Annotated in this window: 28 protein-coding genes; 9 read left to right on the top strand and 19 right to left on the bottom strand. The window is 42.2% G+C overall.

Going from position 1 to position 23,438, the window contains the following annotated elements; genetic code table 11:
- Positions 1-49 precede the first annotated feature (49 nt).
- The 6 genes from IM509_RS10270 to IM509_RS10245 form a co-directional block, all read right to left on the bottom strand.
- Entirely contained in the window at positions 50-217 is a 168-nt protein-coding gene (locus IM509_RS10270) for a hypothetical protein (RefSeq protein WP_287716892.1), read from the bottom strand.
- On the bottom strand, positions 205-1,227 hold the full coding sequence (gene hemF / locus IM509_RS10265; protein WP_052275749.1) for an oxygen-dependent coproporphyrinogen oxidase: 1,023 nt from the start codon (positions 1,225-1,227) through the stop codon (positions 205-207). The genes IM509_RS10270 and hemF overlap by 13 nt, the downstream gene beginning before the upstream one ends.
- A gap of 229 nt (positions 1,228-1,456) precedes the next feature.
- The gene (locus tag IM509_RS10260; RefSeq protein WP_052275748.1) at positions 1,457-2,245 is read right to left on the bottom strand and encodes an ion transporter; all 789 of its coding nucleotides are present in this window, start codon (positions 2,243-2,245) and stop codon (positions 1,457-1,459) included.
- A 226-nt stretch (positions 2,246-2,471) separates the two neighbouring features.
- Entirely contained in the window at positions 2,472-3,389 is a 918-nt protein-coding gene (locus IM509_RS10255) for an NAD(+) kinase (RefSeq protein ID WP_002765357.1), read from the bottom strand.
- Positions 3,390-3,412: 23 nt separating this feature from the next.
- Positions 3,413-4,390, bottom strand: coding sequence for an SDR family oxidoreductase (locus IM509_RS10250; protein WP_052275747.1), 978 nt, complete (start codon positions 4,388-4,390; stop codon positions 3,413-3,415).
- 64 nt (positions 4,391-4,454) lie between these two features.
- Positions 4,455-5,342 (bottom strand): S66 peptidase family protein, encoded by an 888-nt coding sequence (locus IM509_RS10245; RefSeq protein WP_052275746.1) that lies wholly within the window; start codon positions 5,340-5,342, stop codon positions 4,455-4,457.
- A gap of 58 nt (positions 5,343-5,400) precedes the next feature.
- Between IM509_RS10245 and IM509_RS10240 the strand changes: the two genes are divergently transcribed.
- From IM509_RS10240 to IM509_RS10230, 3 genes are all read left to right on the top strand, one after another.
- Positions 5,401-6,201: an Rpn family recombination-promoting nuclease/putative transposase gene (locus IM509_RS10240; protein WP_052275745.1), complete on the top strand. Its 801-nt coding sequence runs from the start codon at positions 5,401-5,403 to the stop codon at positions 6,199-6,201.
- Between the two features lie 53 nt (positions 6,202-6,254).
- Positions 6,255-6,479 carry a hypothetical protein gene (locus tag IM509_RS10235; RefSeq protein ID WP_052275744.1) on the top strand — a complete coding sequence of 75 codons (225 nt, stop codon included), beginning with the start codon at positions 6,255-6,257 and terminating at the stop codon, positions 6,477-6,479.
- A 321-nt stretch (positions 6,480-6,800) separates the two neighbouring features.
- A complete protein-coding gene (locus IM509_RS10230; protein ID WP_052275743.1) occupies positions 6,801-7,001 on the top strand; it encodes a hypothetical protein in 201 nt (66 codons plus the stop codon).
- Positions 7,002-7,018: 17 nt separating this feature from the next.
- On the opposite strand, the gene IM509_RS10225 is transcribed toward IM509_RS10230, so the two are convergent.
- The 7 genes from IM509_RS10225 to trxA form a co-directional block, all read right to left on the bottom strand.
- Positions 7,019-7,477 (bottom strand): cupin domain-containing protein, encoded by a 459-nt coding sequence (locus IM509_RS10225; RefSeq protein ID WP_002758047.1) that lies wholly within the window; start codon positions 7,475-7,477, stop codon positions 7,019-7,021.
- Between the two features lie 48 nt (positions 7,478-7,525).
- A complete protein-coding gene (gene folP / locus IM509_RS10220; RefSeq protein WP_185237028.1) occupies positions 7,526-8,368 on the bottom strand; it encodes a dihydropteroate synthase in 843 nt (280 codons plus the stop codon).
- Between the two features lie 211 nt (positions 8,369-8,579).
- Positions 8,580-9,377, bottom strand: a complete 798-nt coding sequence (locus IM509_RS10215; protein ID WP_185237029.1) for a hypothetical protein — start codon at positions 9,375-9,377, stop codon at positions 8,580-8,582.
- A 160-nt stretch (positions 9,378-9,537) separates the two neighbouring features.
- On the bottom strand, positions 9,538-10,197 hold the full coding sequence (locus IM509_RS10210) for an ATP synthase subunit B family protein (protein WP_002758055.1): 660 nt from the start codon (positions 10,195-10,197) through the stop codon (positions 9,538-9,540).
- Positions 10,198-10,233: 36 nt separating this feature from the next.
- Entirely contained in the window at positions 10,234-10,707 is a 474-nt protein-coding gene (gene coaD, locus IM509_RS10205) for a pantetheine-phosphate adenylyltransferase (RefSeq protein WP_002758057.1), read from the bottom strand.
- Positions 10,704-10,988 (bottom strand): DUF427 domain-containing protein, encoded by a 285-nt coding sequence (locus IM509_RS10200; protein ID WP_002743550.1) that lies wholly within the window; start codon positions 10,986-10,988, stop codon positions 10,704-10,706. The genes coaD and IM509_RS10200 overlap by 4 nt, the downstream gene beginning before the upstream one ends.
- 33 nt (positions 10,989-11,021) lie before the next feature.
- Positions 11,022-11,339, bottom strand: a complete 318-nt coding sequence (gene trxA, locus IM509_RS10195; protein ID WP_002787985.1) for a thioredoxin — start codon at positions 11,337-11,339, stop codon at positions 11,022-11,024.
- Positions 11,340-11,665: 326 nt separating this feature from the next.
- Between trxA and map the strand changes: the two genes are divergently transcribed.
- The 5 genes from map (at position 11,666) to IM509_RS10170 (ending at position 16,781) form a co-directional block, all read left to right on the top strand.
- Entirely contained in the window at positions 11,666-12,511 is an 846-nt protein-coding gene (gene map / locus IM509_RS10190) for a type I methionyl aminopeptidase (RefSeq protein WP_185237030.1), read from the top strand.
- 68 nt (positions 12,512-12,579) lie between these two features.
- Positions 12,580-12,981, top strand: a complete 402-nt coding sequence (locus IM509_RS10185; RefSeq protein ID WP_002758063.1) for a universal stress protein — start codon at positions 12,580-12,582, stop codon at positions 12,979-12,981.
- Between the two features lie 437 nt (positions 12,982-13,418).
- Complete coding sequence (locus tag IM509_RS10180) at positions 13,419-13,643, top strand: DUF2811 domain-containing protein (protein ID WP_002739844.1); 225 nt, start codon at positions 13,419-13,421, stop codon at positions 13,641-13,643.
- A 49-nt stretch (positions 13,644-13,692) separates the two neighbouring features.
- Entirely contained in the window at positions 13,693-14,319 is a 627-nt protein-coding gene (gene pth, locus IM509_RS10175; protein ID WP_052275738.1) for an aminoacyl-tRNA hydrolase, read from the top strand.
- Between the two features lie 134 nt (positions 14,320-14,453).
- Positions 14,454-16,781, top strand: a complete 2,328-nt coding sequence (locus IM509_RS10170) for a WD40/YVTN/BNR-like repeat-containing protein (protein ID WP_185237031.1) — start codon at positions 14,454-14,456, stop codon at positions 16,779-16,781.
- Positions 16,782-16,901: 120 nt separating this feature from the next.
- Here the strand turns inward: IM509_RS10170 and fumC are convergent, their stop codons facing one another.
- Complete coding sequence (gene fumC, locus IM509_RS10165; RefSeq protein WP_052278381.1) at positions 16,902-18,305, bottom strand: class II fumarate hydratase; 1,404 nt, start codon at positions 18,303-18,305, stop codon at positions 16,902-16,904.
- Between the two features lie 538 nt (positions 18,306-18,843).
- Between fumC and IM509_RS10160 the strand changes: the two genes are divergently transcribed.
- A complete protein-coding gene (locus tag IM509_RS10160) occupies positions 18,844-19,131 on the top strand; it encodes a YggT family protein (protein WP_052275736.1) in 288 nt (95 codons plus the stop codon).
- Between the two features lie 4 nt (positions 19,132-19,135).
- Here the strand turns inward: IM509_RS10160 and gshA are convergent, their stop codons facing one another.
- The 5 genes from gshA to IM509_RS10135 form a co-directional block, all read right to left on the bottom strand.
- A complete protein-coding gene (gene gshA, locus IM509_RS10155; protein ID WP_052275735.1) occupies positions 19,136-20,290 on the bottom strand; it encodes a glutamate--cysteine ligase in 1,155 nt (384 codons plus the stop codon).
- Between the two features lie 39 nt (positions 20,291-20,329).
- Positions 20,330-20,722: a pre-16S rRNA-processing nuclease YqgF gene (locus tag IM509_RS10150; protein ID WP_052275734.1), complete on the bottom strand. Its 393-nt coding sequence runs from the start codon at positions 20,720-20,722 to the stop codon at positions 20,330-20,332.
- A gap of 113 nt (positions 20,723-20,835) precedes the next feature.
- The gene (locus IM509_RS10145) at positions 20,836-21,051 is read right to left on the bottom strand and encodes a PIN domain-containing protein (protein ID WP_052275733.1); all 216 of its coding nucleotides are present in this window, start codon (positions 21,049-21,051) and stop codon (positions 20,836-20,838) included.
- Positions 21,035-21,274, bottom strand: a complete 240-nt coding sequence (locus IM509_RS10140) for a hypothetical protein (RefSeq protein WP_052275732.1) — start codon at positions 21,272-21,274, stop codon at positions 21,035-21,037. Before IM509_RS10140 ends, IM509_RS10145 begins: the two co-directional genes overlap by 17 nt.
- Before the next feature lie 216 nt (positions 21,275-21,490).
- Positions 21,491-23,437 (bottom strand): pentapeptide repeat-containing protein, encoded by a 1,947-nt coding sequence (locus IM509_RS10135; RefSeq protein ID WP_052275731.1) that lies wholly within the window; start codon positions 23,435-23,437, stop codon positions 21,491-21,493.
- Between the last annotated feature and the right edge of the window lies 1 nt (position 23,438).

The following is a 23,438-nucleotide window of genomic DNA, read 5'->3' as shown; positions in this document are numbered from 1 at the left end:
TAACTGATAACTGATCACTGATAACTGATCACTGATCACTGATAACTGATCACTGATAACTGATAACTGATAACTGATAACTGATCACTGATAACTGATCACTGATAACTGATAACTGATAACTGATCACTGATAACTGATAACTGATCACTGATAACTGATAACTGATCACTGATAACTGATAACTGATCACTGATAACTGATTTAACCTTGCCAATTAACCCAATCTTGGGGTTTTAGGAAGACATCATAGAGTTTTGCTTCTGGGGTGTTTGGTGCAGGTTGATAACAGTATTCCCAACGGACTAAAGGAGGTAAAGACATCAAAATTGATTCGGTACGACCGTTAGTTTGCAACCCAAAAATTGTGCCACGATCATAAACTAAATTAAATTCTACATAACGACCGCGACGATAGAGTTGAAACTGACGTTCTCTGTCACCGTATTCCGTCGAGCGCCGTTTCTGGACAATGGGAACATAAGCGGGTAGAAAAGCTCGGCCACAGTCATTAATGAAACTAAAAATTTCTTCCCAGTTGCGGGGTTGTTGGGGAGATAATTTTTCTGAATAGATAGCGGCATCACTTTCGGCAAAAGGACCCCGATAGAGAGGGTCTAAACCGTCTTGGTAATCAAAGAAAATCCCGCCGATGCCTCTGGCTTCCTGACGATGATTGAGATAAAAATATTCATCACACCAGCGTTTAAAAACGGGATAATATTCGGGATGATGTTGGTCGCAAACCTGTTTAAAAGTGCGGTGAAAATGACTAGCATCTTCTTCAAAAGCATAGTAGGGAGTTAAATCGGCACCACCGCCAAACCACCAAACCGGACCTGCTTCAAAATAGCGATAATTGAGGTGAACCGTGGGAATATAAGGATTGCGAGGATGTAAGACCATCGAGGTTCCCGTGGCATAAAATTGATGACCAGCAGCCTCGGGCCTTTGTTTAGCAATGCTAGGAGGTAATTCTTTCCCCCAAACTTCCGAAAAATTCACCCCTGCTTGTTCAAAAATTGCCCCTTCCCGCAAAACTCGCGAACGTCCGCCGCCACCTTCGGGCCGTTGCCAACTATCTTCGATAAATTTTGCTTGTCCATCCACTTCTTCTAATCCCCGACAAATTTCATCCTGTAGGGATTTCATAAATTCACTGACGCGGCTACGGCTGTCACTGGCTGGCAAATTAGCAAGGGTGGGGGTTGTGGTGAATGCAGTCATACTCAAGGATCAAAATTGATAACTCAGTGATTATATTACTACTGGGTGATGAAATGGCCGCTCTTCGATACTTAACTTAACATTTAGACGGATTGGGAGCAGGGTGTGGGGTGTGGGGGTGCGGGGTGTAGGGTGTAGGGAAGGAAACCTCTTTCATCTGTGGTGGTGAAAATTTTTTCATCGGGACTGACTCCTGAATACTGACTCCTCAATTTCGCCCGAATTAGTCTCAATCAGGTTTTTTTAAGAGTTCTGCCCCACAGTTTTTACAAAAATTGGCATCTATATCGTGACGGGGTAAACCACAATCTGGACAAGGATAATCAATTTGAGTGCCAGATTTTAATAGTTGTTTAGTCAGAGCGCTAATCTGCAAGGGAATTAACAAAACTCCCGTTAAAATCATTAAAACTGTCACCATTTTGCCCCCATCGGAAAGGGGAGTTACATCCCCAAATCCCACGGTAGTCATAGTCACAATGGCGAAGTAAAAAGCATCAAAAAATGTCCGATAGACTTGGGGATTAATCGGGTGTTCGATCTGATAAATTAAACCTGCATAGACAAAAATAATCGAAAATAGAGTTAGTAAAATGCGAATAAATACTATCTGATCGGAAGTTTTAATTTGAAAAATAGAAAGATCGGAACCAAAAAAACGAATCACTCGCAAAATTCTAAACCAGCGAAAAATTCTAAAAAACCTAATATCAAAAAAACCAAAGAATAGGGGCAGAATTGACAATAAATCTAGGATCGAAAAAATATTAAAAACAAAGCCTAGTTTTGATTCCGCACACCAAAACCGAATTAAATACTCTAGGGAAAATAAGCTTAAAATTCCCCAATCAAGCTGACGTAACCACATTTGCCAAGTGGCGGATAAGGGATAGGTTTGAGCCACATAAATCCCCAAAGATAGTAAAATTAATGCTAAGATAAGCAGATTTACCGTCAGTCCGATCGCCGTGGTGACATCCTCTAAATAAAAAGCTATTTTGGCACGAAAAGAGAGCATAAATTCAGCGATCAGTAAACAGTAACCAGTAATCAGTCAACTGAAAACTCACATCTGATAAGTAGTTGGATAAAAGTAAAGTTAACTGTGGGGTAAGGAGTCGGTCGTCAGTAGGAATTGCGGCAATTTACATTTCTTAAGATAGACAACAGAATTTATGTCCGACTACTTAACTGATAACTGATAACTGATAACTGATAACTGATAACTGATAACTGATAACTGATTAAGGTAATTCCACCGAAGTGGGTTTAGCAATATGAGGCAAACCCCAACCCAATTTTTCCCGGAGGATGCGGAAGAATTCCGTCGATTGCAGACGAATAAAATGGACTTGGTGGGGCGATTTCTGCACATTAATTCGATCTTCTGGCAAGATATAAGAACCGCCATTACCGTCCACTACCATCACCATCCGATTAGCAGTTGCTGGGAAAATATTTACAGTTTCCTTGTCAGAAAATACCAAGGACCTGGAAGCTAAAGAATGGGGACAAATGGGAGCTAATTGTAATACCGGCACATCGGGAGTTATTACCGGGCCACCGGCACTGAGAGCATAGGCAGTAGAACCGGTAGGAGTGGAGAGAATCACCCCATCGGCAGCGATATCGACGGGTGCGTGTTCACCAATTTGAATCTCAAAATGACACATACTGGTGAGGGGTTCCCGGTGGACGACCACCTCATTGAGAGAAAGTGCCTCCCAGAGGAGGGTATCTTCGCGAAACAGTCGCACCGTGATCATCGAGCGATTTTCGAGGGTGTATTTCCCCTCTAGAACCAGTTCTAAGGCGGGTTCAAGCTGATTTAGGTAAATTTCGGTCAAAAAGCCCATGTGTCCCGTATTGACCGTTAACAGGGGCAAATTGAGGGTGGCCAACTGCCGGGCCGCCGATAGGACTGTACCATCGCCCCCCAACACGATCGCAAAACTTAAATCTTGCTCGAAGTGGGGGGGGACTAACTGATCGATCGGGGTAAAACAAACGGGACGAGAGGGTTTAGAATGGCCTAGCAGACCACCGCTGCCGGTAGCCATAAACACCTGCCAACCTAGGGAAAGTAGCTGATCTTGTATCTGATGGGCTGTTTTACAAGCGATAGGCTTAATATCGTTGTAAATAATGCCGATTTTGGGCATTGACAAATTTTCCTACTGCTGGTTCACGCTTTCTTTTTGAAAGGGGTTTTCTTCTTCTTCTGAGCTTTTTGTTTCTCGAAGTCGATTTCCTTGAGCTTCTTGAGAATGCGGCTAAAGTATTCTTGTAAATAGGATTCTAAAGTAGTTGTTTGACTCGGATCAAGGCCAAATACTTGATAAACTTCTGCCATTGGGGCATCAAGAGCTTGACCACTAGCGAGAACTTCCGCAAAAGCTAGTCGGTCAGATATATTATAAGTCCATTGGAAACAACGGCTTATTCCTCGCATAAAACGCAGTAATCCCATGGGTAAACGCCAAATTTTCCCCTCTTTACCCGATAGGCGCTCGCAAACTTCGATAATTTCTTCAGCTTTCCAAGCTTTGCTGCCGACCACGGGATAGGATTGACCGACGGTTTCGGGGACTTCTAGGGCGCGAACGGCGAATTTAGCGATATCTTGGGTGTCCATGTAGGCGATCGCTGTACTTTCTCCCGTGATCCAGACGGTTTGATTATCTAACATCGGGATGGCGTATTGACCGATTAAACCCTGCATAAAGCCACAGGGACGGAGAATTGTATATTTTAAACCCGATTCTGCTAGAAATTTCTCGGTGCAGCGTTTTATCTCCATCAAAGGCACGTTGGGATATTTTTCGGCATTGAGAATCGAGAAGAAAATAAAGCGATCTACTCCGGCGGTTTTGGCCGCTTGAATCAGATTAACTTTACCATCCCAATCCACCTGTTTAATGCTGGCTGAGTCCGTCGCCCGGGCAGTAGCGGCATCGATCACCGCGTCCATTCCCTCTAAAGCAGCAATAATTGTACTTTTATCCCGTAGGGTTCCCCCGACTAATTCCGCGCCCCATTCCTTCAAAAAAGCCGCTTTTCTCTGACTGCGTACCAAACAACGCACTTGATGTCCCTGATCGATGGCATGACGCACGATCTGTCGTCCTAGGGTTCCCGTCGCACCGATAACTAATACTTTCATCTATAATTAATTTTTTGTTACATTTGTTAACACTTCTCTAAGATAGTATCAAAAAAGTGGCTCATTAGGGATAGAAAAATTCTAAGATTCCCCGATCCCCGTCCAGTTCTACCATTGTTCCCACCGGTAAAGCGGCATTATCGCCATCATGACCGAAAGGTAACTCAGCAATAACCGCAATGCCTAAATCGCCCAAACGCTCTTTTAAGACTTCCTCTACGGTTTGACTATCACTACCGGGGGCTGCCAGACAACGGCTAAAACGACCGAGAGCAATGGCTTTAATTTGCGAGAAAATGCCCAGCATTCGCCACTGAGTTAACATTCGATCGATCCGGTAGGGGGCCTCGGTTACGTCCTCTAGGGCTAAAATTACCCCCTCTAGGGTGGGTTGAACCGAGGTTCCGAGGAGATGGGTGGCTACGGTTAAATTAGCCGGTAATAAGCGTCCCCGCACTTTGCCCCCACCCCAACCTTGACCAATAAGAGGGGCTAAAGGACGACCTTCCAGAAGAGAAAAGAGGCGATCAATTGATTGGGGACTTTCTTGGGCTAAGGTGGTTAAAACTGGACCGTGAACGCTACAAATGCCCTGTTTTGCTAAACTCCATAAAATCCCCGTCACGTCGGAAAAACCGATTAACCATTTCGGGTTAGTTTTTGCCCATGTCCAATTTTCTAAGAGGCGAGCGCTACCGTAACCCCCCCTAGCGCAGAGAATTGCTTGACAATCGGCATCTTGCCATGTTTGGGCTAAAGCTTGACGACGTTGCTCGTCGCTACCGGCGAGATAACCGAGACGATTAGCCCAATTCTCCCTAAATTCCACTTGATAACCCCTTGATCGCCAGATTTCTACGCCTTTTTCGAGGGCGGCTAATTCCTTGACGGCACCACTGGTGGCCACCAGAGAAACTTTAGCACCGGGTTGCAGAAATGATGGGATGATCATAGGTTAATTCTCTTTTGTGGGCGGATTAAGCGGAAATTACAGGTAATTTTGTGGCAGCATGAAAACTGACAGCATATTCTATCGAATGTTTCTCGATTTTCCCGATTCGTTCTTTGAATTAATTGAGCGACCCGATGCTATCGTTAGCAATTATCGATTTACTTCCCAAGAAGTCAAACAACTAGCTTTTCGATTGGATGGTTTATTTTTGCCGCTCGATAATCTAGAAAATTCACCCTTTTATCTGGTAGAAGTGCAGTTTCAAAAGGATGAAGACCTATATTATCGATTATTTTCGGAACTTTTTCTGTATCTTAGACAGTATAAACCTTTGTCACCGTGGCAGATAGTTGTTATTTATCCTAGTCGAGAAATTGAGCGAGAACATCCCCAGCAATTTGCCGACTTGTTATCCTTGGATAGGATTAAAAGAATCTATCTGGATGAATTGGCAAATGACGAGACTCCTTCCTTAGCGATCGCCATGGTCAAATTGGTTACGGAAAGTGAGAGTCAAGCTGTTAATTCTGCTAAGATTTTAATTAAACAGGCTCAAAGAGAAGTGAGCGATCGCTTAGTGCAGAAAAATGTCATTGATTTAATCGAAACAATAATCATTTATAAGTTACCCCAAAAAAGTCGAGAGGAAATTGAAGCTATGTTGGAACTACAAGACCTAAAACAAACTCGTTTCTATCAAGAAGCTTTTGGAGATGGAATTGAACAGGGAATGAACTTGCAAAAATTGAAAACAATTCCTCTCCTGCAAGACCTCGGTTTAACCCCGCAACAAATCTCGGAACGCTTAGAATTAACTCTGGACACAGTGCTTAACTATTTGGCACAACAGCAACAATAATTAAACCTGTTTCAACAGTTTAGAAAAACAGCAGTCGAGAGGAAATAGAAGCTATGTTAGAACTACAAGACCTCAAACAAACTCGTTTCTATCAAGAAGCTTTTGGAGATGGAATTGAACAGGGAATTGAACAGGGAATTGAACAGGGAATAAACTTGCAAAAATTGAAAACGATTCCTCTCCTGCAAGACCTCGGTTTAACCCCAAAACAAATCTCGGAACGCTTAGAATTAACTCTGGAAACAGTGCTTAACTATTTGGCACAACAGCAACAATAATTAAACCTGTTTCAACAGTCTAGAAAAACAGTAATTGCTAAGTAGTGGACAAATGAATAGCAGCGAATCAGTGACCTTTAACCTATCAGTGATAACTCGATGAATAACGAATTATTGACTTTTCTCTTTGGTGTTGCTTTTCTCATTCTCTATCTAGTTTTTTCAGCTTTAACCGAGATGGGAACAAAATGGCCTTGGACAAAAAAATAGAAATACTTATAGAGGTTAATAAACATAAAATCGGGTCAGGGATTCGGTCATTGGAAAAATTCTAGAGATTTGCTATCTAAACAATTCACTCTATCGCTCTACGGATAAAATATGAAACTAATTGCTGATATTTCCCCGAGCTTAGATTTATTCTTGTTGCTTTTTTTCTGGCATTGTCTCATCGGTGGCATTGCTACAGTCATCGCTATCAATAAAGGCTATCCAAGATTAAATTGGCTAATCTTCGGCCTTCTGGGAGGAACCTTTACCTTTTTAATCGCTCTTTTCCTGAAAAAAAAGGCCAAAATTTAAGGGATGATATTGCTTGATTATCCTTTAATAGTTCCCATCAACACCTCTAAATCTTCTGCGTCTAACTCCTCTGGGATACCATTGCGAATTAATTCCGAAAAATCCTCATTGGGAACCATAAAACATAGTGCATAAAGTCTTCCGTCCCCCACATTTCTAATCTCGTGAATACCCGTGGGACGGACTAATAAACTATCCCCTGGACCTAGGGGAATCGGTTTACCATCACAGATAGCCATTCCCTCCCCTTTGAGGATAAAAAACATTTCTACCGCAAAATGATGACGATGGGTAGGGGTGCGACCGTGGGGATCGAAAATTTCCACACAGACGGTCAAGGAATCCCCCGCTACGGTAGAATCAAAGACGATCGCTAAACGATTTGTATCCCCAGCGCTAATGCGAAAAACTTGATAATCCCGGGGAGATCGAATCACGGGTAGCATACAATGATCGCTGGTTAGTTGGCTATTCATCGCTAATTTCGATCGAACTGTGGATGATTCTAAGACTAGCAAAAATTTTCAACTTCGCTCGATTGCGTCCACCACTTTCCTCACATCTACGATCGCAGCCACATCATGGACGCGCAGGATATCGGCCCCCTTAGCGATCGCTATAGCACAGGCCGCCGCTGTTCCGAAAACTCGTTCTTTTGGGTCATCTTTGCCTGTAATCTCGCCGATAAAGCGTTTTCTCGACAATCCAATTAAAATAGGTAAATCTAAATCCCGAAATTGCCCTAATTCTCGCAATAACTCAAGATTTTGTCGCCCAGTTTTGGCGAAACCAATCCCCGGATCGATGATAATATTTTCCCTAGCAATACCCCACTGTAAAGCTTCCTCAACGCGATTCTGTAAAAATTCTTTAATTTCCTTGACTAAATTATCGTAATGTGTTAGTGATTGCATGGTTTGCGGATTGCCCCGCAGGTGCATGAGGATGATGGGAACGGCCAATTTAGCCACCGTCGGCAATAATAGGCGATCGAAGGTTCCCCCAGAAATATCATTGATCAAATCGGCCCCAGCGGCGATACCTTGGGCTGCTACAATCGCCCTAGTGGTATCTAGAGAGATAGGAATAGAACTTTGTTGTCGAATAGCGGTGATTACGGGGATAACTCGCGATAATTCTGCTTCTAGGCTAATTTCTTGCGCTCCCGGACGGCTGGATTGACCACCGATATCGATTATATCAGCCCCAGCCTCGATCATTTTCATCGCTTGTAGCAGGGCATTTTCAACATTGTCAAATTCTCCCCCATCACTAAAACTATCGGGAGTAACGTTCAAAACACCCATGATATAGGTGCGTTTTCCCCAAGCAAAAATATGTTCACGAATTGCCGTTAAACTAGACATAATAATAAATCCTGTTGAAAAAGTATATGAATTATGAATTATGAATTATGAATTATGAAGTGGGGAGAATAAATCAAAATAATCTCCTGATAACTGATAACTGATAACTGATAACTGATAACTGATTACTGATAACTGATTACTGATTACTGATTACTGATTACTGATTACTGATTACTGATTACTGATAACTGATTACTGACGGTGATAGTTAATTTTTAGGTAGAGAAGAATCTTTTAATTCAAAATAAGCTTGTACTTCTTCTTTCCAGAGTTGATATTTTTCTTGAATTAGTTGATATTGACTGGCAAAATCGAGGGGCCAATCAACGAGATTGCTATCGATCTCGGATTGCACTAATTCCCGTTCGATCAGGGTTTCTCGGATAAATTTTAAACATTCTTGTCTCAAAGCTTCCGCTTGATCAATAATTAGCTGGACTTGATTAATTGCTCGATCGTACAATGGGGTTTGTGAATGAAAAATTTCGGAAGATGCGGCCAGATTTCGCAGTCTATTTAATTGATTTTTCTTTTCTACTAAACTGGCAATTTTCGGGTTAATTTCAAAAAGCAAGGTTTTCACCAGAGGAGCCAAGCGGCGAGTGTTAGTATAATCATAGTTATTAAGGTCTGATTTAATCAGGTGTACCTGTTGTAAATCGACGGTAATATCGTGGAGTTGTATCTCGGTTTCGGTGATGGTGGGATGAATCGTTTTAACTTTCCAAGTAGTAATAGAAGTCAACTGCTGGCGATCACTATTAACCATTTGCCGCTCCATTTTCAGCACATCGAGGGGAATGCTATAAAGTTTTTTCTCAGGAATATAGATGACATCGCTACCGAGAATGCGATCGATTTTAGGACGACGATATAAATAATGATACAGGAATCGATAAAAGCTGTTACTGCCTTGAAATATCTGGACAAATAACCAAATTTTCCAGCTGAATAACCCGCTAAGAAAGCGTCCGAATAGATGGGAATTCGAGGAGGAGTTATTCATGAAATTCCGTTATCAGTTATCGGTGAGGAATCGGAGGTTTGGTTCTTTTCAGCGAGCGGTAAATAGTAAACAGTAATCAGGGATAAAGATGAAGATAACTAACTAACTAATTAACTTAAAACTTACATCTGATAACTGATCACTGATAACTGATCACTGATTAAGGACGTTCTCCGGGTAGATTTTTTGAAGATGTTGGTTTCGATCTTACCTGTTGACGACCGTTGCGAATAACTTGTAACATTTCCCCTAATTCTCGATCGAGATGTTCTAAAACCGCTTCGGCATAGTCGTCAGCGCCTTTTTGAATTTCATGACATTCAGCTTGGGTTTTTTGTCGTAACTGTTGCACTTCCTGCAAGGTGCTGTGACGCATCTGTTCGATTTCATCGAGGGTTTGTTGTTGCAAGGATTCGCATTCCTGCTGAACCCGTTGACGAATTTGGGCCGCTTGCCGTTCTGCTTGTTGAATAATACCGGACTCATCGAGAATTTGGGCGGCTCTTTGTTGAGCGGAACGAAGGACTTGTTGAGCGTATTCCTCCGCTTTAGTGATAATTTCCTGTTCTTCCTGCAAAATTGCCAAAGCTTTCTGTACTGCTGGTGGCACGGTTTCATAGATGAGATCGATCTGTTCGGATATCTGTCCCTCATCGATGATTGTCCAACGGGTGAGGGGGATATGGAAACTATCAAAAATCATCTCTTGCAGACGCGCCAGATCCTGATAGATATCGAAATCGACGGGTGGACTGGGAACCCCACTATTAGAAGTGTTAGGTACTGCTTTTCTGGGATCATTAGGTTCTCGGCGCGCCATAGGTTCAGATCGTCCTCATTACTGTATTTTAGTATGTTAGCTATAGTATGAGTAAATATCCCTAGAAACGTTTTCTGGGACTAGATGGGTGACGGAGCCACCGAATTGAGCGATTTCTTTAACCACGCTACTGCTTAGAAAACTATATTCTTTAGTGGTGGCTAAAAAAACCGTTTCGATTCCTTCCCAGAGAGTTTTATTGGTGTGTGCCATTTGCAGTTCTTTTTCAAAGTCTGAGAGAACCCGCAACCCCCGCAACAGCACCTTAGCACCTTTTAATCTGGCATATTCAACCGTCAATCCTGAAAAACTGTCTATCTCAACGTTTTTCAGGTGTTTTGTACAGTAACTGATCTGTTCTATGCGTTTTTCGACCGTAAACAGGGGGTTTTTATGGGGATTGCAGAGAACTGCCACGATTACTCGCTCGAATAGTGGCACACTGCGTTCGATAATATCTAAATGACCGAGTGTAACTGGATCGAAGCTGCCGGGGTAGATGGCGATCATTTCTCAACCTTCACACCTCGCCAAAAAGCGATATATCCTTTAATATTTTGGGCTTTTGGTTTAGGATCGGGATAATACCAAGCGGCATCTTTATTGTCCTGTCCATCTACCCTGAGAGTATAATAACTAGCCTCTCCTTTCCAAGAACAAATGGTATGGGTGTTACTGGGTTGAAAATATTCAGCTTTGATGGTATCGGGGGGAAAATAGTAGTTTCCCTCGACAATTTCGCAGTTATCGCTTTCCGCTACCACTGCACCATTCCAAATCGCCTTTGCCATGACACTAACTCCTAGTTCTGGTTCAAAATTATCTTACAACAGAGTTTGTAAATGTTGAACCAGTTGGTTAACCTGCATCACTCCCTCGATTCGATCGATCGGTTGACCATTTTTAAAGACTACTAAAGTCGGTAAAGCTTGAATACCGTACTTAGTGGCTAAATTGGGATATTTGTCTGTATCAATTTTGACAATTTGTAGGCGATTTTTGAAATACATTCCCGTTTGTTCTAGAATCGGAGCCATCATTTGACAAGGACCGCACCAAGTGGCATAGAAATCCACTAACACGGGGAGATTAGTGGTTTGCAACAGTTCCTGAAAACTGGAAAACTCTTTTTTGACTGCCATAAATTGTCACCTCGCCAGAAAAATAGCCTTTTCCCTACTATAGCTTTTCTAAATGTCCCTTAGCTCTCCTGCAAAAGTAAGTTCTCGATGTGCTATCGGCTCAAAATATCTTAAAACTCAGATAAATTTGCGATAATTTTCGGTTTTATGGCTAGGATAGTTGTCTCTTGTCTTTTTTATCCTCATCTCCCCACTCCCTACCTCCCCATTTCCTGTCTCGGAGTCTCCTATCTCCTCACCTAACGGAAAATTTTTGATTTCTCCAGAGCAGTCATCGATCGCCGGGAAAATGCTAAGTTAGGTAAAGACTCGACAGCCAACTTTCCATGAACATCCTAACCAAGCTGCTTTTTCCCGAAACTAAAACCCCAGAGCAAGTAGGTTCACCGCGAGTACAGAAAAGCCGCCGGGGAATCGAGACCAAATCCGCCGCAGAAATCGTTATTATGCGACAAGCGGGTAAAATTGCCGCTACAGTCCTCAAAGAAATTGCCCAGATCGCTCAACCCGGAATGACGACGGCGGATCTGGATGTCTATGCGGAAAAACGTATCCGCGCAATGGGTGCTACTCCCAGTTTTAAAGGTTATTATGGCTTTCCTGCCTCGATTTGTGCCTCCGTCGATAACGAAGTCGTTCACGGTATCCCTAGCCCGAAAAAACGCCTCAAAGCCGGTTCTGTGTTAAAGGTAGATACGGGGGCCTACTACCAAGGTTATCATGGGGATTCCTGTATCACGATCGCGATCGGTTCCGTCTCTCCCAAAGCCAAGAAATTAATCCGCGTAGCGGAAGAAGCTTTATATAAAGGCATAAATCAGGTAAAAGCTGGCAATTATCTGCTCGATATCGCAGGAGCGATCGAAGATCACGTTCAAGCTAACGGTTTCCAAGTGGTAGAAGATTTTACCGGTCATGGAGTCGGCAGAAATCTCCACGAAGAACCCTCGGTATTTAATTTTCGCACTAATGAGTTACCCAATGTCAAACTGCGCGCCGGGATGACTCTGGCCATTGAACCAATTGTCAACGCGGGATCTAAACATACCAGAACTTTGCGCGATCGTTGGACGGTGGTGACGATGGATAATGCTCTCTCCGCTCAATTTGAGCATACTGTCTTAGTAACCGCCACAGGTTATGAAATCCTAACCGATCGCAATAACCTATAAAATTGTCTATAGATTTTTTGGTCCGGAATCTTAATTGAAAATTTATTTAGCGGCAGGATTTAGTCAAAATGTTTAAAAATATCGTTGTTGCCTTGGATTGTGGGGAATCATCCCATCGAGTCCTTCATGCTTTGAATTCCCTCTCTCTAACGGCAAATTCTTACATCATCATCACCCATATTCTTGGTAAGAAGGGAGATGAATCGGCAGTGGATCGCCCTCATCCCTCCCGTGAGATCATTGAAGATCAATTGCGCTGCTATCAATCCCAGATTGCTACCCCTAGTGAAATCGAAGTCATCTTTGGTGATCCAGCGGAGGAAATTATTCGTTTAGCGAATATCTATCAAGCTGATCTGATCGTGATCGGCAGCCGGGGATTAACGGGAGTTCAACGGGTGATCGAAGATTCTGTTAGTAGTCTCGTGGTGGCAGAAGCTACCTGTTCCGTATTGGTGGTAAAAGCATAGCAGCCAGCATTCAGCTAGAAAAGGTACTCTGGCAAGAGTGCCTAAGTAGTCTTGAGCAGCACTGCTGACTAAAATTTGCAAATCTTATTTTTCCCCGATGTTTTCCCCCATACATTCCCCGGTATTTCCCCACTCACTCCCCAGTTTTCCACAGTTTACCCGGACTTTTCCACAGGCAACAGCGATAGAATCGGCACTTGCTTCTAGAAAAAATTAATCTTGATTGTCAAAATCCCCATCGATAGATACTGAGTTACTGTTAAGTTAAGTAAATAAAATCTGGCTCTAACCCTTATTCCCTCGTAAATATTAAGTTTTTCTAAAGCATTCCTTTACATCTGGTAATATTGCAACTCCCTCCAACTTGGCTCACAATAGTCCTTACTGTCCACTGCACCAGTCAGGGATTTCCCCACTTCCGATCAGAGGTAAACGATATGAATACATCAGTCAGTATCTTGGCAGAAATCCCCGAAATTCTCCACCAATCCCTACAACAATACCTAGAAACTCACCCCGGTTGGGATCAAGATGGTGTGTTTACGGCGGCACTATCATTTTTTTTGCTTAATTGTCAATCCCCCGAAAGGATGAATTTTGAGGAGCAAAATAGCTGTGCCAAGGTTTATCTAGAAACTTTGTTCCAGCGCTCGGAGTGCTAATTCGGTGATAATAAGAATCGGGTCCTGGTTAAAAACCCGATTTCTCCATATGAATTCCGATAAAACCCCTAATTTAATCATTCCTCAGCTAATTATCGGTTTGGGTAATCCCGAACCCAAATATGATCGCACCCGTCATAATATCGGTTTTGAAGCTGTGGACTCATTAGCGCGGGATTGGGGGCTATCTTGGCAGGAAAACAAGCGATTTCAAGGTTTTATCGCCGAGGGTGACGGTCCTCTCCCGGGCAAAATTCGTCTCTTGAAACCCCAAACCTATATGAATCGCTCCGGGCAATCGGTGCGATCGGTGCTTGACTGGTATAAACTAGCTCCAGAGTCGATTTTAGTTATTTACGATGATATGGATCTGCCCCTAGGCCGGTTGAGAATCCGTCTATCGGGATCGGCGGGCGGACACAACGGTATTAAATCGATGATTGCCCACGTTGGCACGGAAAACTTCGCTCGTTTACGCATAGGAATCGGTAAATCAACCGAAAAAGCGACTATTTCCCACGTTTTAGGCCGATTCACCCCCCAAGAAAACCAAGTAATCTTGAAAGTGTTAGACTTGTCCAGAAAAGCGATCGAACTTGGTCTCAAACAAGGGTTACAAAAGGCAATGAGTCTCTACAATAATCAAAGTGTAGAGATTGGCTCTAATCTATGCTGATAGCAAATAAGCCTGATTTTAGTAATGGTTATAATCGCCATTTTTGTCTATACTCCTACAGAACCCTTGCTTAAATTTTGATCGCCCTTTGCTAGATTAGGTCAATTTTCATCCTCGATATTAGTAGTTTAAGTATGATTAATCGCCAAAGTTTGCTGAGATTCGCCCACAAGTTTAATCTCATTTTATTGATAATCGCTACAGTTTTTTGTCTTTGGGGTAATGCTGCTTTTGCCCATCGTCCCCATGATGTAATTAGTCAAGTGGAAGTTTCTCCTGATTTCCAGACAGATAATACAGTATATATCTTGGTGCGAAATAACTTTTATAAATCTAGCGACGGAGGTAGCAACTGGACAAGATTAATTCAAGGTTTAGATTATACGGGGGAATTAAGTTCCTTATCCCTATCTCCCCTCAATAAAAATATTCTCTATCTAGCTTCAAGATCCGATGGTATTTATAAAAGTGAAGATGCGGGGGAATCTTGGCAGAAAGTTAATCAGGGTTTAGAAACTAACTTTATTAACTTCGTACAAATTGCCCCTTCCGATGCCAATATAGCAGTGGCAGTGGGATTAGAAAAAGGGGTTTATTTAACCGAAGATGGCGGTAAAAATTGGTCAAATATTTTCCCCACCACGGCACTGATAACCTCTCTAGCTATTACTCCCAACAATCCAGGGCGAATTTTTTTCGGGGATGAACAGGGTAAATTATACACTTCCTCCGATGGGGGGAAAACTTGGCAGAATCTCCCCTTACCCGCTAATGTGGGGGCAGTAGATACAATTGCTTTTTCTCCTAATCTAGACAGGGATAAAACCTTTTTTGTCGGTACAAAAGAAGCAGGTATTTTTAAAACCGTTGATGATGGTAAAACCTTCCAAGCCGTTAACGAAGGAATTAAGGATAAAATCATCGAAGACATCGTTATTTCTCCCGAATATGCCCAAAACTCCACCCTTTATGCCATTACTTGGTATGACGGAATGTATGTTTCTCAGGATGGGGGCAAAAGTTGGACAAAAATGAGCGAGGGTTTAACCAAAGACAAACAAGCAGATGATTATAAAGTTCCCCATTTTATGGACTTAAAAGTCGTTGAAGATACGATGTTTTTGGGGGGATTTAATGGCTTATTTAAAACCACAGATAGGGGGAAACAATGGCAGGAAATAGAAACTTTAGCCCGGGCAACAGTTATCGCTATGGCGGTTTCTCCTAATTATGCCCAGGATGGTACTGTCGTCATTGCTAATTATGTAGGCAATATCTTCATCAGTCGGGATAAAGGGGAAACTTGGACACCAATTAATCGCGGTTTAGAGGTTTATCGACTTGGTAAAGATCCCGAAGAATCAGGACAAGATCCCCGGCGTTTCTTTGACATTGCCTTTTCTCCTAACTATGGAGAAGATAGAACTATTTTTGCTGGCTTTTTACGCAATAAATTTGCCAAATCCGATAACAGTGGTGATTTCTGGAAAATTATCGAAATCGATGAAGGAGTCCGCGGTCCGAGGATAGTTCCTTCCCCAGATTTTGCCAAGGATAAAACTCTTTTTCTCACCAATCAGCAGGGGAGAATATTTCGTTCTACTGATGGAGGAAATACGGTTAAAAATATCAGTGAAGTGGGCAGAATTTCCGGTAATTATGCCCCTGCCATGGTAGCTTCCCCTGATTTTGCTAAGGATAAAACTTTGTTTGTCACGGGAAAAGAGGGTATTTATCAAAGTGTTGATGGTGGACTAACTTGGAAAAATGTCAGCCAAGGAACACCCCTATCAAAAACCGCTAATGTGCAGTTGGCAATGTCTCCCAATTATCCCAGTGATGGAACTATTTTTGCTGGGACAATTTCTGGTTTGTTTGTCAGCAAAGATGGGGCTAAAAGTTGGACAAAATTAGAGAAACCGGGGTTTAATCCCAATACCTCGGTAGAAACCATTGCTATCTCTCCTGATTATGCTAATGATCGCACGGTAATAGTTAGTTTACAGGGAAATGGCTTGTTTAAATCTACCGATGGAGGAGAAACTTTTAAATCAATTGGTGATCCTAAAATACCCCTAGTGAAAATTCATAGTATCCCTTCTTCTGGTATCTCCGTCCAGTTTTCTCCTAATTACGCTCAAGATAAAACTTTATTCGGTTTTGGTGGCGCTAAAACTACAGTTTTTCGTTCCACCGATGGGGGAGAAACTTGGACAAGTGTAACTATTCCTCCTCATGCGGAAGAAAATACAACCCGCTATAAAATCGGTGAGTTTTTCTCCGGTCCCCTTGGCACAATCTTGCGCGTGGTTATCCCGATTCTCCTAGCAATCGCCGCTTATTTTCTGGTGGGTTTCTTGAAACTGGAGAAAGTTATTAATCTTCCTAAATCCTTCTTCCGCATGGCAGGGGCATTTATGGTTTTTCTCTTTGTTTTCTTCGCTATCATTAGCCAAGTTTAGCGGAAATTTTCACCGGCGGGGCTTGACAAATCCCGCCGCTTGCCTTATAATTATATATATAATGGGAATCCGTGCCTGCCTGCGACCTCTGATTTTTACGGCAGTCAACCCCTCAGAGAATTAACCATCGGCAACGTAGGGATTGACCATCTTAGCGGGGTCAACAATGCGATCAAAATCCGCTTCCTTGATGTATCCCAGTTGCAAGGCTGCCACTTTCAGGGTTAAATCCTTTTCTAGGGCATAATGAGCGACGTAGGCAGCCTTTTGGTAGCCAATCACGGGACTTAAGGCAGTCACCAGCATCAAGGATTGATTTAAAAAAGTCTCAATTTGTTTTTGATTAGCAGTCATCCCCTTAACCAAAAACTGACAGAAATTACCGCAACCATCAGTGAGCAAACGGATAGACTGCATGAGATTATGAATCAACAGCGGTTTATAGACATTCATTTCCAGATGTCCTCCGGCGCCTCCCATCGTCACCGCTAAATCATTAGCCATCACCTGCACTGCTATCATCGATAAAGCTTCGCATTGGGTGGGATTAACTTTCCCCGGCATAATTGAAGAACCCGGTTCGTTTTCCGGCAGCTGTAATTCTCCTAATCCACAACGGGGACCACAGCTAAGTAAACGGATATCATTAGCAATTTTATACAGGGAACTAGCGATAGTTTTCAATCCCCCGCTCAAGAAAACTAGAGCATCGTGGGAACCTTGCACGGTAAACTTATTAGGGGCGGTAATAAAAGGTAATTTGGTCAGATTAGCGATTTCGGCAGCCACATCTCGATCAAAATCTGGGGGAGCATTAATTCCCGTACCCACTGCTGTTCCTCCCAAGGATAAACGATAGACTTTTTCTAGACATTTTTCTAGCCAATCGCTGCCATCATCTAATAAACCCACATAACCGGAGAATTCTTGTCCGAGGGTTAAAGGGGTGGCATCCTGTAGGTGAGTCCGACCAATTTTAACTATATTTGCCCATAATTGCGCCTTTTCATCGAGACTATTCCGTAATAGTTGCAGACTGGGAATTAATTTTTCCTTGACTGCCAAGGCAACGGCAATATACATGGCCGAGGGAAAGGAATCATTAGTCGATTGGGACATATTAACATGATCGTTGGGATCGACGGGAGTTTTGCTACCCAGAGGATTCCCCGTTAGTTGACTGCAACGATTGGAGATGACTTCGTTGATGTTCATGTTAAATTGAGTGCCACTTCCCGTCATCCAAACGTAGAGGGGAAAGTTATCTGCGTGTTGTCCGGCTAAAATTTCATCGCAGACTTGACAGATAAGATTTTTTCTCTCCTGACTGAGACGATTTTTTTGCTGATTGACAATTGCACAGGCTTTTTTGAGAATGGCATAGGACGCGATCATCTCCCGGGGCATGAGATTATCACCGATACTAAAGTATTGTAGGGATCTTTGGGTCTGCGCTCCCCAAAGTTTATCGGCAGGTACGGGAATTTCTCCCATGCTGTCTTTCTCGATGCGAAATTCTGTCATCTTTGATTAGGGTTTGCGGCAAAAAGTTTGTTGGTGGGGTTAGGAGTCAGTATTCAGGAGTCAGGAGTCAGAATCCGTCCGCCGGTCTTCGGTAGGGGAAGTCAGAATAACAGAATAACCTCGCACTCTGGGAAGCGGACCCCTTTGCAATCGAGGAGCGAAAGTGCAAGGGTTTTGAGTACCTCGTATCGATTTCTCAACATTTGTTTCTGGCACTTCTTTCTGAAAAAGTAGTAAAACCTTTTCCTAGCAAGGCTCCCACTGATGTTCAGCAAACCCTAATTACTTCTGAGGTCAGCAAAAGATGGTCGTTATCTGGCCTGAAAAGAGAGGGTCTCCAGGGCGACACGGATTCCCATTATAACAAAAGTATAAGTCAAGTCTAGCTAGTTTGTCAAGCCCTATTGGGACTTTTTATTGGCGGCATTTTTACCCGGAAGGTTGGCAAGAATAACTGGCAGGGTGCTGGAGTGATTATGAGACAAAAACTGTTATATTTTAGGGAAGATAATCAGTAAAAAAGACGGGATTGGAGACTATGGACACAGCGATCGCATTAAGTTGGACATTGGGAATTATCTTAGGGTTGATGACCCTTTTGTTTATCTTACGGATCGTGCTGACTTGGAATCCACAGGTAGATTTAAATAGCTTTCCCTTTAATATTATTGCCTGGCCAACGGAACCTTTTTTAATCCTCGTGCGTCGACTCATCCCACCGTTGGGAGGAGTTGATATTTCTCCAATTATTTGGGTGGGAATTTGTACGCTGCTGCGGGAAATTCTTCTCGGTCAACAGGGTTTAATTACCATGGCCTTAAAATAATTATTTAAGCGACTAGAATATGCTGACATAATTTATGTTCTAACTCTCGTTCCTGTTTTTCTAGGGTAATAATCGCCTGTTTGATAATACTTTTAACATCCATACCCTGGTCGTATTGTTTTAACCATTGTTGTGCAGTGTTACCTTCGCGGAGGATTTTTTGTAGGGGAGAGAGAAAACAACTAAAACCCCTTGCTTTAGCGATCGGATAAACTTGAACATAGAGGTCTTTAATCCAATCCCTAGCCAAGATTTCCCGGCCATCGTACCAATGTCTCAGGGTGGCATCAAGACTAAAACGCGCGGCAGCCTGTTCGTTTTCTTGGGTTAAAGTTAATAAATCCTCGCTGCGATTGCTGCTGGGTAATTGACTTAAAATTAAGGGGTCTAATTGGGGAGCTTGTAAAAGTTGAGTTAAACGGGCCTCTAAAAAAGCCATAACTGCTAATAAACTAATAGGATCAGCAATCAGGTCACAAATTCGCAATTCTAGACGATTGAGATTATAGGGACGATTGCTACCGTTAGGACGTACCGACACCCAGAGATGACGAACATTCTGCATGGTACCGAGTTTTAATTGTTCCTCGGTCCAGGTGACAAAATGTTTATGACTTTCAAAGAGGGGAACATCAGCGGGAGTTTGGGGGAAAACTTGCCAACGACGGGAATGGGAACCGGTGATTTTACCATCGAGAAAAGGAGAGGAAGCGCTTAAAGCCAAGTATAAAGGAGCTTCTAGGCGAATTAAGCGACAGGCACGCATTAAATCCTCATAATCGCTAATACCGACGTTAATATGAATACTGGCCGTGACCACATTAGTGCCGTAGGTCTGTTCAATATAGTCATGATAGGGATTGTGGGGGTCACTGCGATAAAAATGTTGACTATCGCCCAAGGAGAGGGTACTGCCAGGGATGAGGGTATAATCGCCTAAACGACGCAAATATCGCCGTAGAGCGAGACGAGGTTTTAAAGTAGCGCATAAAAGACGGTCATAGTTAGTCATGGGAGCCGTAGTATATTCTACGTTACGACTATCTGGTTCTCGGACAAAACCATCTAAATCCTTGACAATGCGATCGGATAAACCGATAATTTCTCCGGCTGCTGTTCCGGTGTACATTTCCACTTCAAAACCTTTACTTAGGAGCATCGTCAATTCACCCTGCTGTGTCTATTTTGTAGTTTGACATTATTTGGACTGTAAATGACGTTCGATCAGTAGAATCGCTACTATATCATCAATGGGGCGATCGGGAAGACGCATCCCCTGGGGGATGAGTTTCTGTAATCCTTTGGGGGGAAACATTTGCCAATAGCGATCGCGCGCTTCTAGGGTACTATTGCGTTCATCCACTAGAGTAATCGGGATAGTGACACGAGCGGCAATTTTTTGGTGCCAACTTTTTGAGGTGGTTTGGTTCCCCATCACCAATAATTCGATCGGATACTGTTGACAGAGACTGGCTAAACGCTCGATCGCTTGTGACGATGCTATCACCTCATGGGTATAAATTTTCCCTGTCGATGACCTGACCGCGATTCCACATTTATCCTTACCCGGATCAAAACCGAGAATACACATAGTTTTTATCTCCTGCAGCAGTGGTCGGTTTTATTAAATCACTAAATTAGGGTCTTGGGTTTTGGGGTTTTAGCAGGGTAAGCGCATCTTAACAATCCTTGACAAAATTAACTTTATGAAAGCAATTTCAGAAGTAATTGGTATAATTTGACAGTAATAAAGAACTGCTGAAACCAAGTGTTAATTCTGGCCTTTGGTTTTGAGGTTAAACCATAGTAAATTGCTTCGAGGGTGATGACACTTAAGGCAATCGATGATTGTAGCAGGCCAGCATTAGGTTGGGGACGTGCTAACTCGCTGATCATGTTAGTATCAGCCAGGAAGGTCATTTAAGCTTTCTGCAAATGGATTAGAACGATCTTGGCGAGGAGGAACTTCTATAGTATAGTTTTCTTCAGCACAAATTTGTCGCAATTCTGCTAAAGCTTGGGCTAGGTTATCAAAATCTGTTTGAGTTTCATGGGCAGCTAATTTTTTCTCTAAGAGCAATCTTTCTTCTTCAGAAAGGGATTGGATAATTTGGACGAGAGATTCAATCAATTTGGCATTCATGTTTTTTTCCTCTTTAGTAAGATTATCAAGATTCTAATTCGATTCCTCAAACAGTGATAGAAAATCACGGCGAACACTCACTAAGCTGTCAAGCATTTAAATTACGAACAGCTTAACCTTCCGTAGGTATCACGGTTCAAAGTAAGGGTCATTTTTCCACTCATATTTCGGCTCCTCAAAACGAAAAGATAACTGCTGTATTTCAATTTTTACAGTTTATTTTAAATAAATCAAGAGATTTAACCCCGGAATCGTGCGGGAGAGAGTCCAGATAAGGAGAGTGATATAAAAGATGCCGATACCCCATTGATACCAAACTAAAAAGGAAATGATAGCGGGTAATTCTTGATCGCGAACTCGCCAATCATTAAAGCCTAATTTTAGCAAATTATTGAGACTTAAATCGTAATAATTTAACCAATTCCAACGCTTTTGCCAAGGAATAGGAGTATAACGATCGCGAAAAAGGGGAAATTCGGGAACTACGGGTAAACGGGTGATTAATAAGCGTAATTGTCGCATACTGCCATCTTGCAGGAAATAGGAACTATCCATTAAATCGTGATAGCGTCCCCGACGATAAAGTTCGATAATTAAAATTAGGGGTAAGGGGACAAGAATTAGGGCAATAGCTGTTAAAGTTAGTAGGGGACGACTGGCAGATTGCAGGATATTAAACACACCGGAAAGGGTGAGAATAATATAGCTAGTTACCATACAAAAGATTTCATAACGACTAGGAATTACCGGTTTAGGAGTGAGACGACGCACGCGATCAATTAACCAAAATAAACAGCCAAAATAGGCAAAAATTATGATTCCTGTACCGAAAACTAAACTAAAATTTGTACCATCTTGACTTAAGAGTAATAGTAAAGCAAGGAAAGAAGTATGCAGAAAATCAGCTACCCAAGTGAGGTTAATTAGGCGAATAATTGAGATATTATTTAGTTTTTGTTTTAACTGTTGAACTCGCAATTTTTCAGTTTTGTATTCAATTTGATTAGCATCGGCAATTTGTTCTAGGGAGCGAAAATTACGAACTAAATTTCTTAAAACTGTTTCATTTCCTGCTAGGTTTGGTAAATAAATTGCTTGACCAATTACTCCTCTATCTCCTAGAATTTTCGCTTTATCGGAATCAAAAGCTAATCCTGATACAGTCAAGTAACTATTTTTAGTAAAAGTGGAATTACTAAAATCTACCTGATCTAAAAGTTTCACGTCTTGAAAACTAACCACACCATTAAAATAACTAGACCGGAAAGCACCCGATTTTTCAAAAGTGGCATTTCTAAATGTTAATAAACTTAAAAATCTACTCTTAGAAAATAGCGGACGATCTCGCCATTGACTTTGGGAAAAATTAGCTTCTTTTTGCCAGAAAGTACGGGTAAAATCTGCGAGTTTATCGTATTTGGTTTGATCAAAATAAGCTTCGGCAGTAAAATGACTGCCATGGAAGTTAGTAATACTTTTAAAATGGGCCGCGCGAAAGATGGCTTTATTTAAAAATTGACTTTGACTAAAATTTACATCTCCCATAAAAGTGGCTTTGCTAAATTTTGCCACCCTAGCAAAACGGGATTCTAACCAATTACTTTCACGACTAAATTTTGCTGCCATTGCTTCGACAATTTGCAGAAAAAAAGTCTTAGAAAAGTCCACTTCTCCCATAAATACGGTTCCCTGCAACTTCACCGGTCCGCGAAATACTGTGACATTAAAAACCGGTTCATCGCTATCGAATAAAAAATTTTCGTCCTGTTGTAATAACTGTTCTTCCGTGGGTGATAATAAGGTAGCGAGAGCCACTTTTGTTAAAGGAGTTGGTAAACCGAGACGAGAAGCGATAAAATTGCCTTGAATTAAGGAATTACTAAAATCTAAACCTAGGGGTTGTTTAGCGCGATTAATTTGACCTTGAATCTGTTGATAAAATTGTTCTTGTAGTTCTTTATTTTCATCGCGGATATCGATAACTAAATTGGCTAAATCGATGGTAGTCATCCCTTCTTTAAGGACGGGTGCGCTTAAACGTTCCTGCAATAAAGTTACTGTTAAGGGAACTCTATCCACTACTGCCAAACTAGGGAGAGAATGTAAACAGAAAAACAGAAAAAAAATAATTAGTAACCAGCAGCCTTTCAACAACGCACCCACG

Source organism: Microcystis sp. M31BS1, assembly GCF_020245285.1.
In the GTDB taxonomy this organism is placed as follows: Bacteria; Cyanobacteriota; Cyanobacteriia; order Cyanobacteriales; family Microcystaceae; genus Microcystis; species Microcystis panniformis.
This window is presented reverse-complemented; position numbering and strand designations above follow the sequence as displayed.

Coding starts and splice junctions, on each gene's coding strand:
- hemF (WP_052275749.1), bottom strand. CDS start 1,227: ATGACTGCATTCACCACAACCCCCACCCTTGCTAATTTGCCAGCCAGT.
- IM509_RS10260 (WP_052275748.1), bottom strand. CDS start 2,245: ATGCTCTCTTTTCGTGCCAAAATAGCTTTTTATTTAGAGGATGTCACC.
- IM509_RS10255 (WP_002765357.1), bottom strand. CDS start 3,389: ATGCCCAAAATCGGCATTATTTACAACGATATTAAGCCTATCGCTTGT.
- IM509_RS10250 (WP_052275747.1), bottom strand. CDS start 4,390: ATGAAAGTATTAGTTATCGGTGCGACGGGAACCCTAGGACGACAGATC.
- IM509_RS10245 (WP_052275746.1), bottom strand. CDS start 5,342: ATGATCATCCCATCATTTCTGCAACCCGGTGCTAAAGTTTCTCTGGTG.
- IM509_RS10240 (WP_052275745.1), top strand. CDS start 5,401: ATGAAAACTGACAGCATATTCTATCGAATGTTTCTCGATTTTCCCGAT.
- IM509_RS10235 (WP_052275744.1), top strand. CDS start 6,255: ATGTTAGAACTACAAGACCTCAAACAAACTCGTTTCTATCAAGAAGCT.
- IM509_RS10230 (WP_052275743.1), top strand. CDS start 6,801: ATGAAACTAATTGCTGATATTTCCCCGAGCTTAGATTTATTCTTGTTG.
- IM509_RS10225 (WP_002758047.1), bottom strand. CDS start 7,477: ATGAATAGCCAACTAACCAGCGATCATTGTATGCTACCCGTGATTCGA.
- folP (WP_185237028.1), bottom strand. CDS start 8,368: ATGTCTAGTTTAACGGCAATTCGTGAACATATTTTTGCTTGGGGAAAA.
- IM509_RS10215 (WP_185237029.1), bottom strand. CDS start 9,377: ATGAATAACTCCTCCTCGAATTCCCATCTATTCGGACGCTTTCTTAGC.
- IM509_RS10210 (WP_002758055.1), bottom strand. CDS start 10,197: ATGGCGCGCCGAGAACCTAATGATCCCAGAAAAGCAGTACCTAACACT.
- coaD (WP_002758057.1), bottom strand. CDS start 10,707: ATGATCGCCATCTACCCCGGCAGCTTCGATCCAGTTACACTCGGTCAT.
- IM509_RS10200 (WP_002743550.1), bottom strand. CDS start 10,988: ATGGCAAAGGCGATTTGGAATGGTGCAGTGGTAGCGGAAAGCGATAAC.
- trxA (WP_002787985.1), bottom strand. CDS start 11,339: ATGGCAGTCAAAAAAGAGTTTTCCAGTTTTCAGGAACTGTTGCAAACC.
- map (WP_185237030.1), top strand. CDS start 11,666: ATGAACATCCTAACCAAGCTGCTTTTTCCCGAAACTAAAACCCCAGAG.
- IM509_RS10185 (WP_002758063.1), top strand. CDS start 12,580: ATGTTTAAAAATATCGTTGTTGCCTTGGATTGTGGGGAATCATCCCAT.
- IM509_RS10180 (WP_002739844.1), top strand. CDS start 13,419: ATGAATACATCAGTCAGTATCTTGGCAGAAATCCCCGAAATTCTCCAC.
- pth (WP_052275738.1), top strand. CDS start 13,693: ATGAATTCCGATAAAACCCCTAATTTAATCATTCCTCAGCTAATTATC.
- IM509_RS10170 (WP_185237031.1), top strand. CDS start 14,454: ATGATTAATCGCCAAAGTTTGCTGAGATTCGCCCACAAGTTTAATCTC.
- fumC (WP_052278381.1), bottom strand. CDS start 18,305: ATGACAGAATTTCGCATCGAGAAAGACAGCATGGGAGAAATTCCCGTA.
- IM509_RS10160 (WP_052275736.1), top strand. CDS start 18,844: ATGGACACAGCGATCGCATTAAGTTGGACATTGGGAATTATCTTAGGG.
- gshA (WP_052275735.1), bottom strand. CDS start 20,290: ATGCTCCTAAGTAAAGGTTTTGAAGTGGAAATGTACACCGGAACAGCA.
- IM509_RS10150 (WP_052275734.1), bottom strand. CDS start 20,722: ATGTGTATTCTCGGTTTTGATCCGGGTAAGGATAAATGTGGAATCGCG.
- IM509_RS10145 (WP_052275733.1), bottom strand. CDS start 21,051: ATGACCTTCCTGGCTGATACTAACATGATCAGCGAGTTAGCACGTCCC.
- IM509_RS10140 (WP_052275732.1), bottom strand. CDS start 21,274: ATGAATGCCAAATTGATTGAATCTCTCGTCCAAATTATCCAATCCCTT.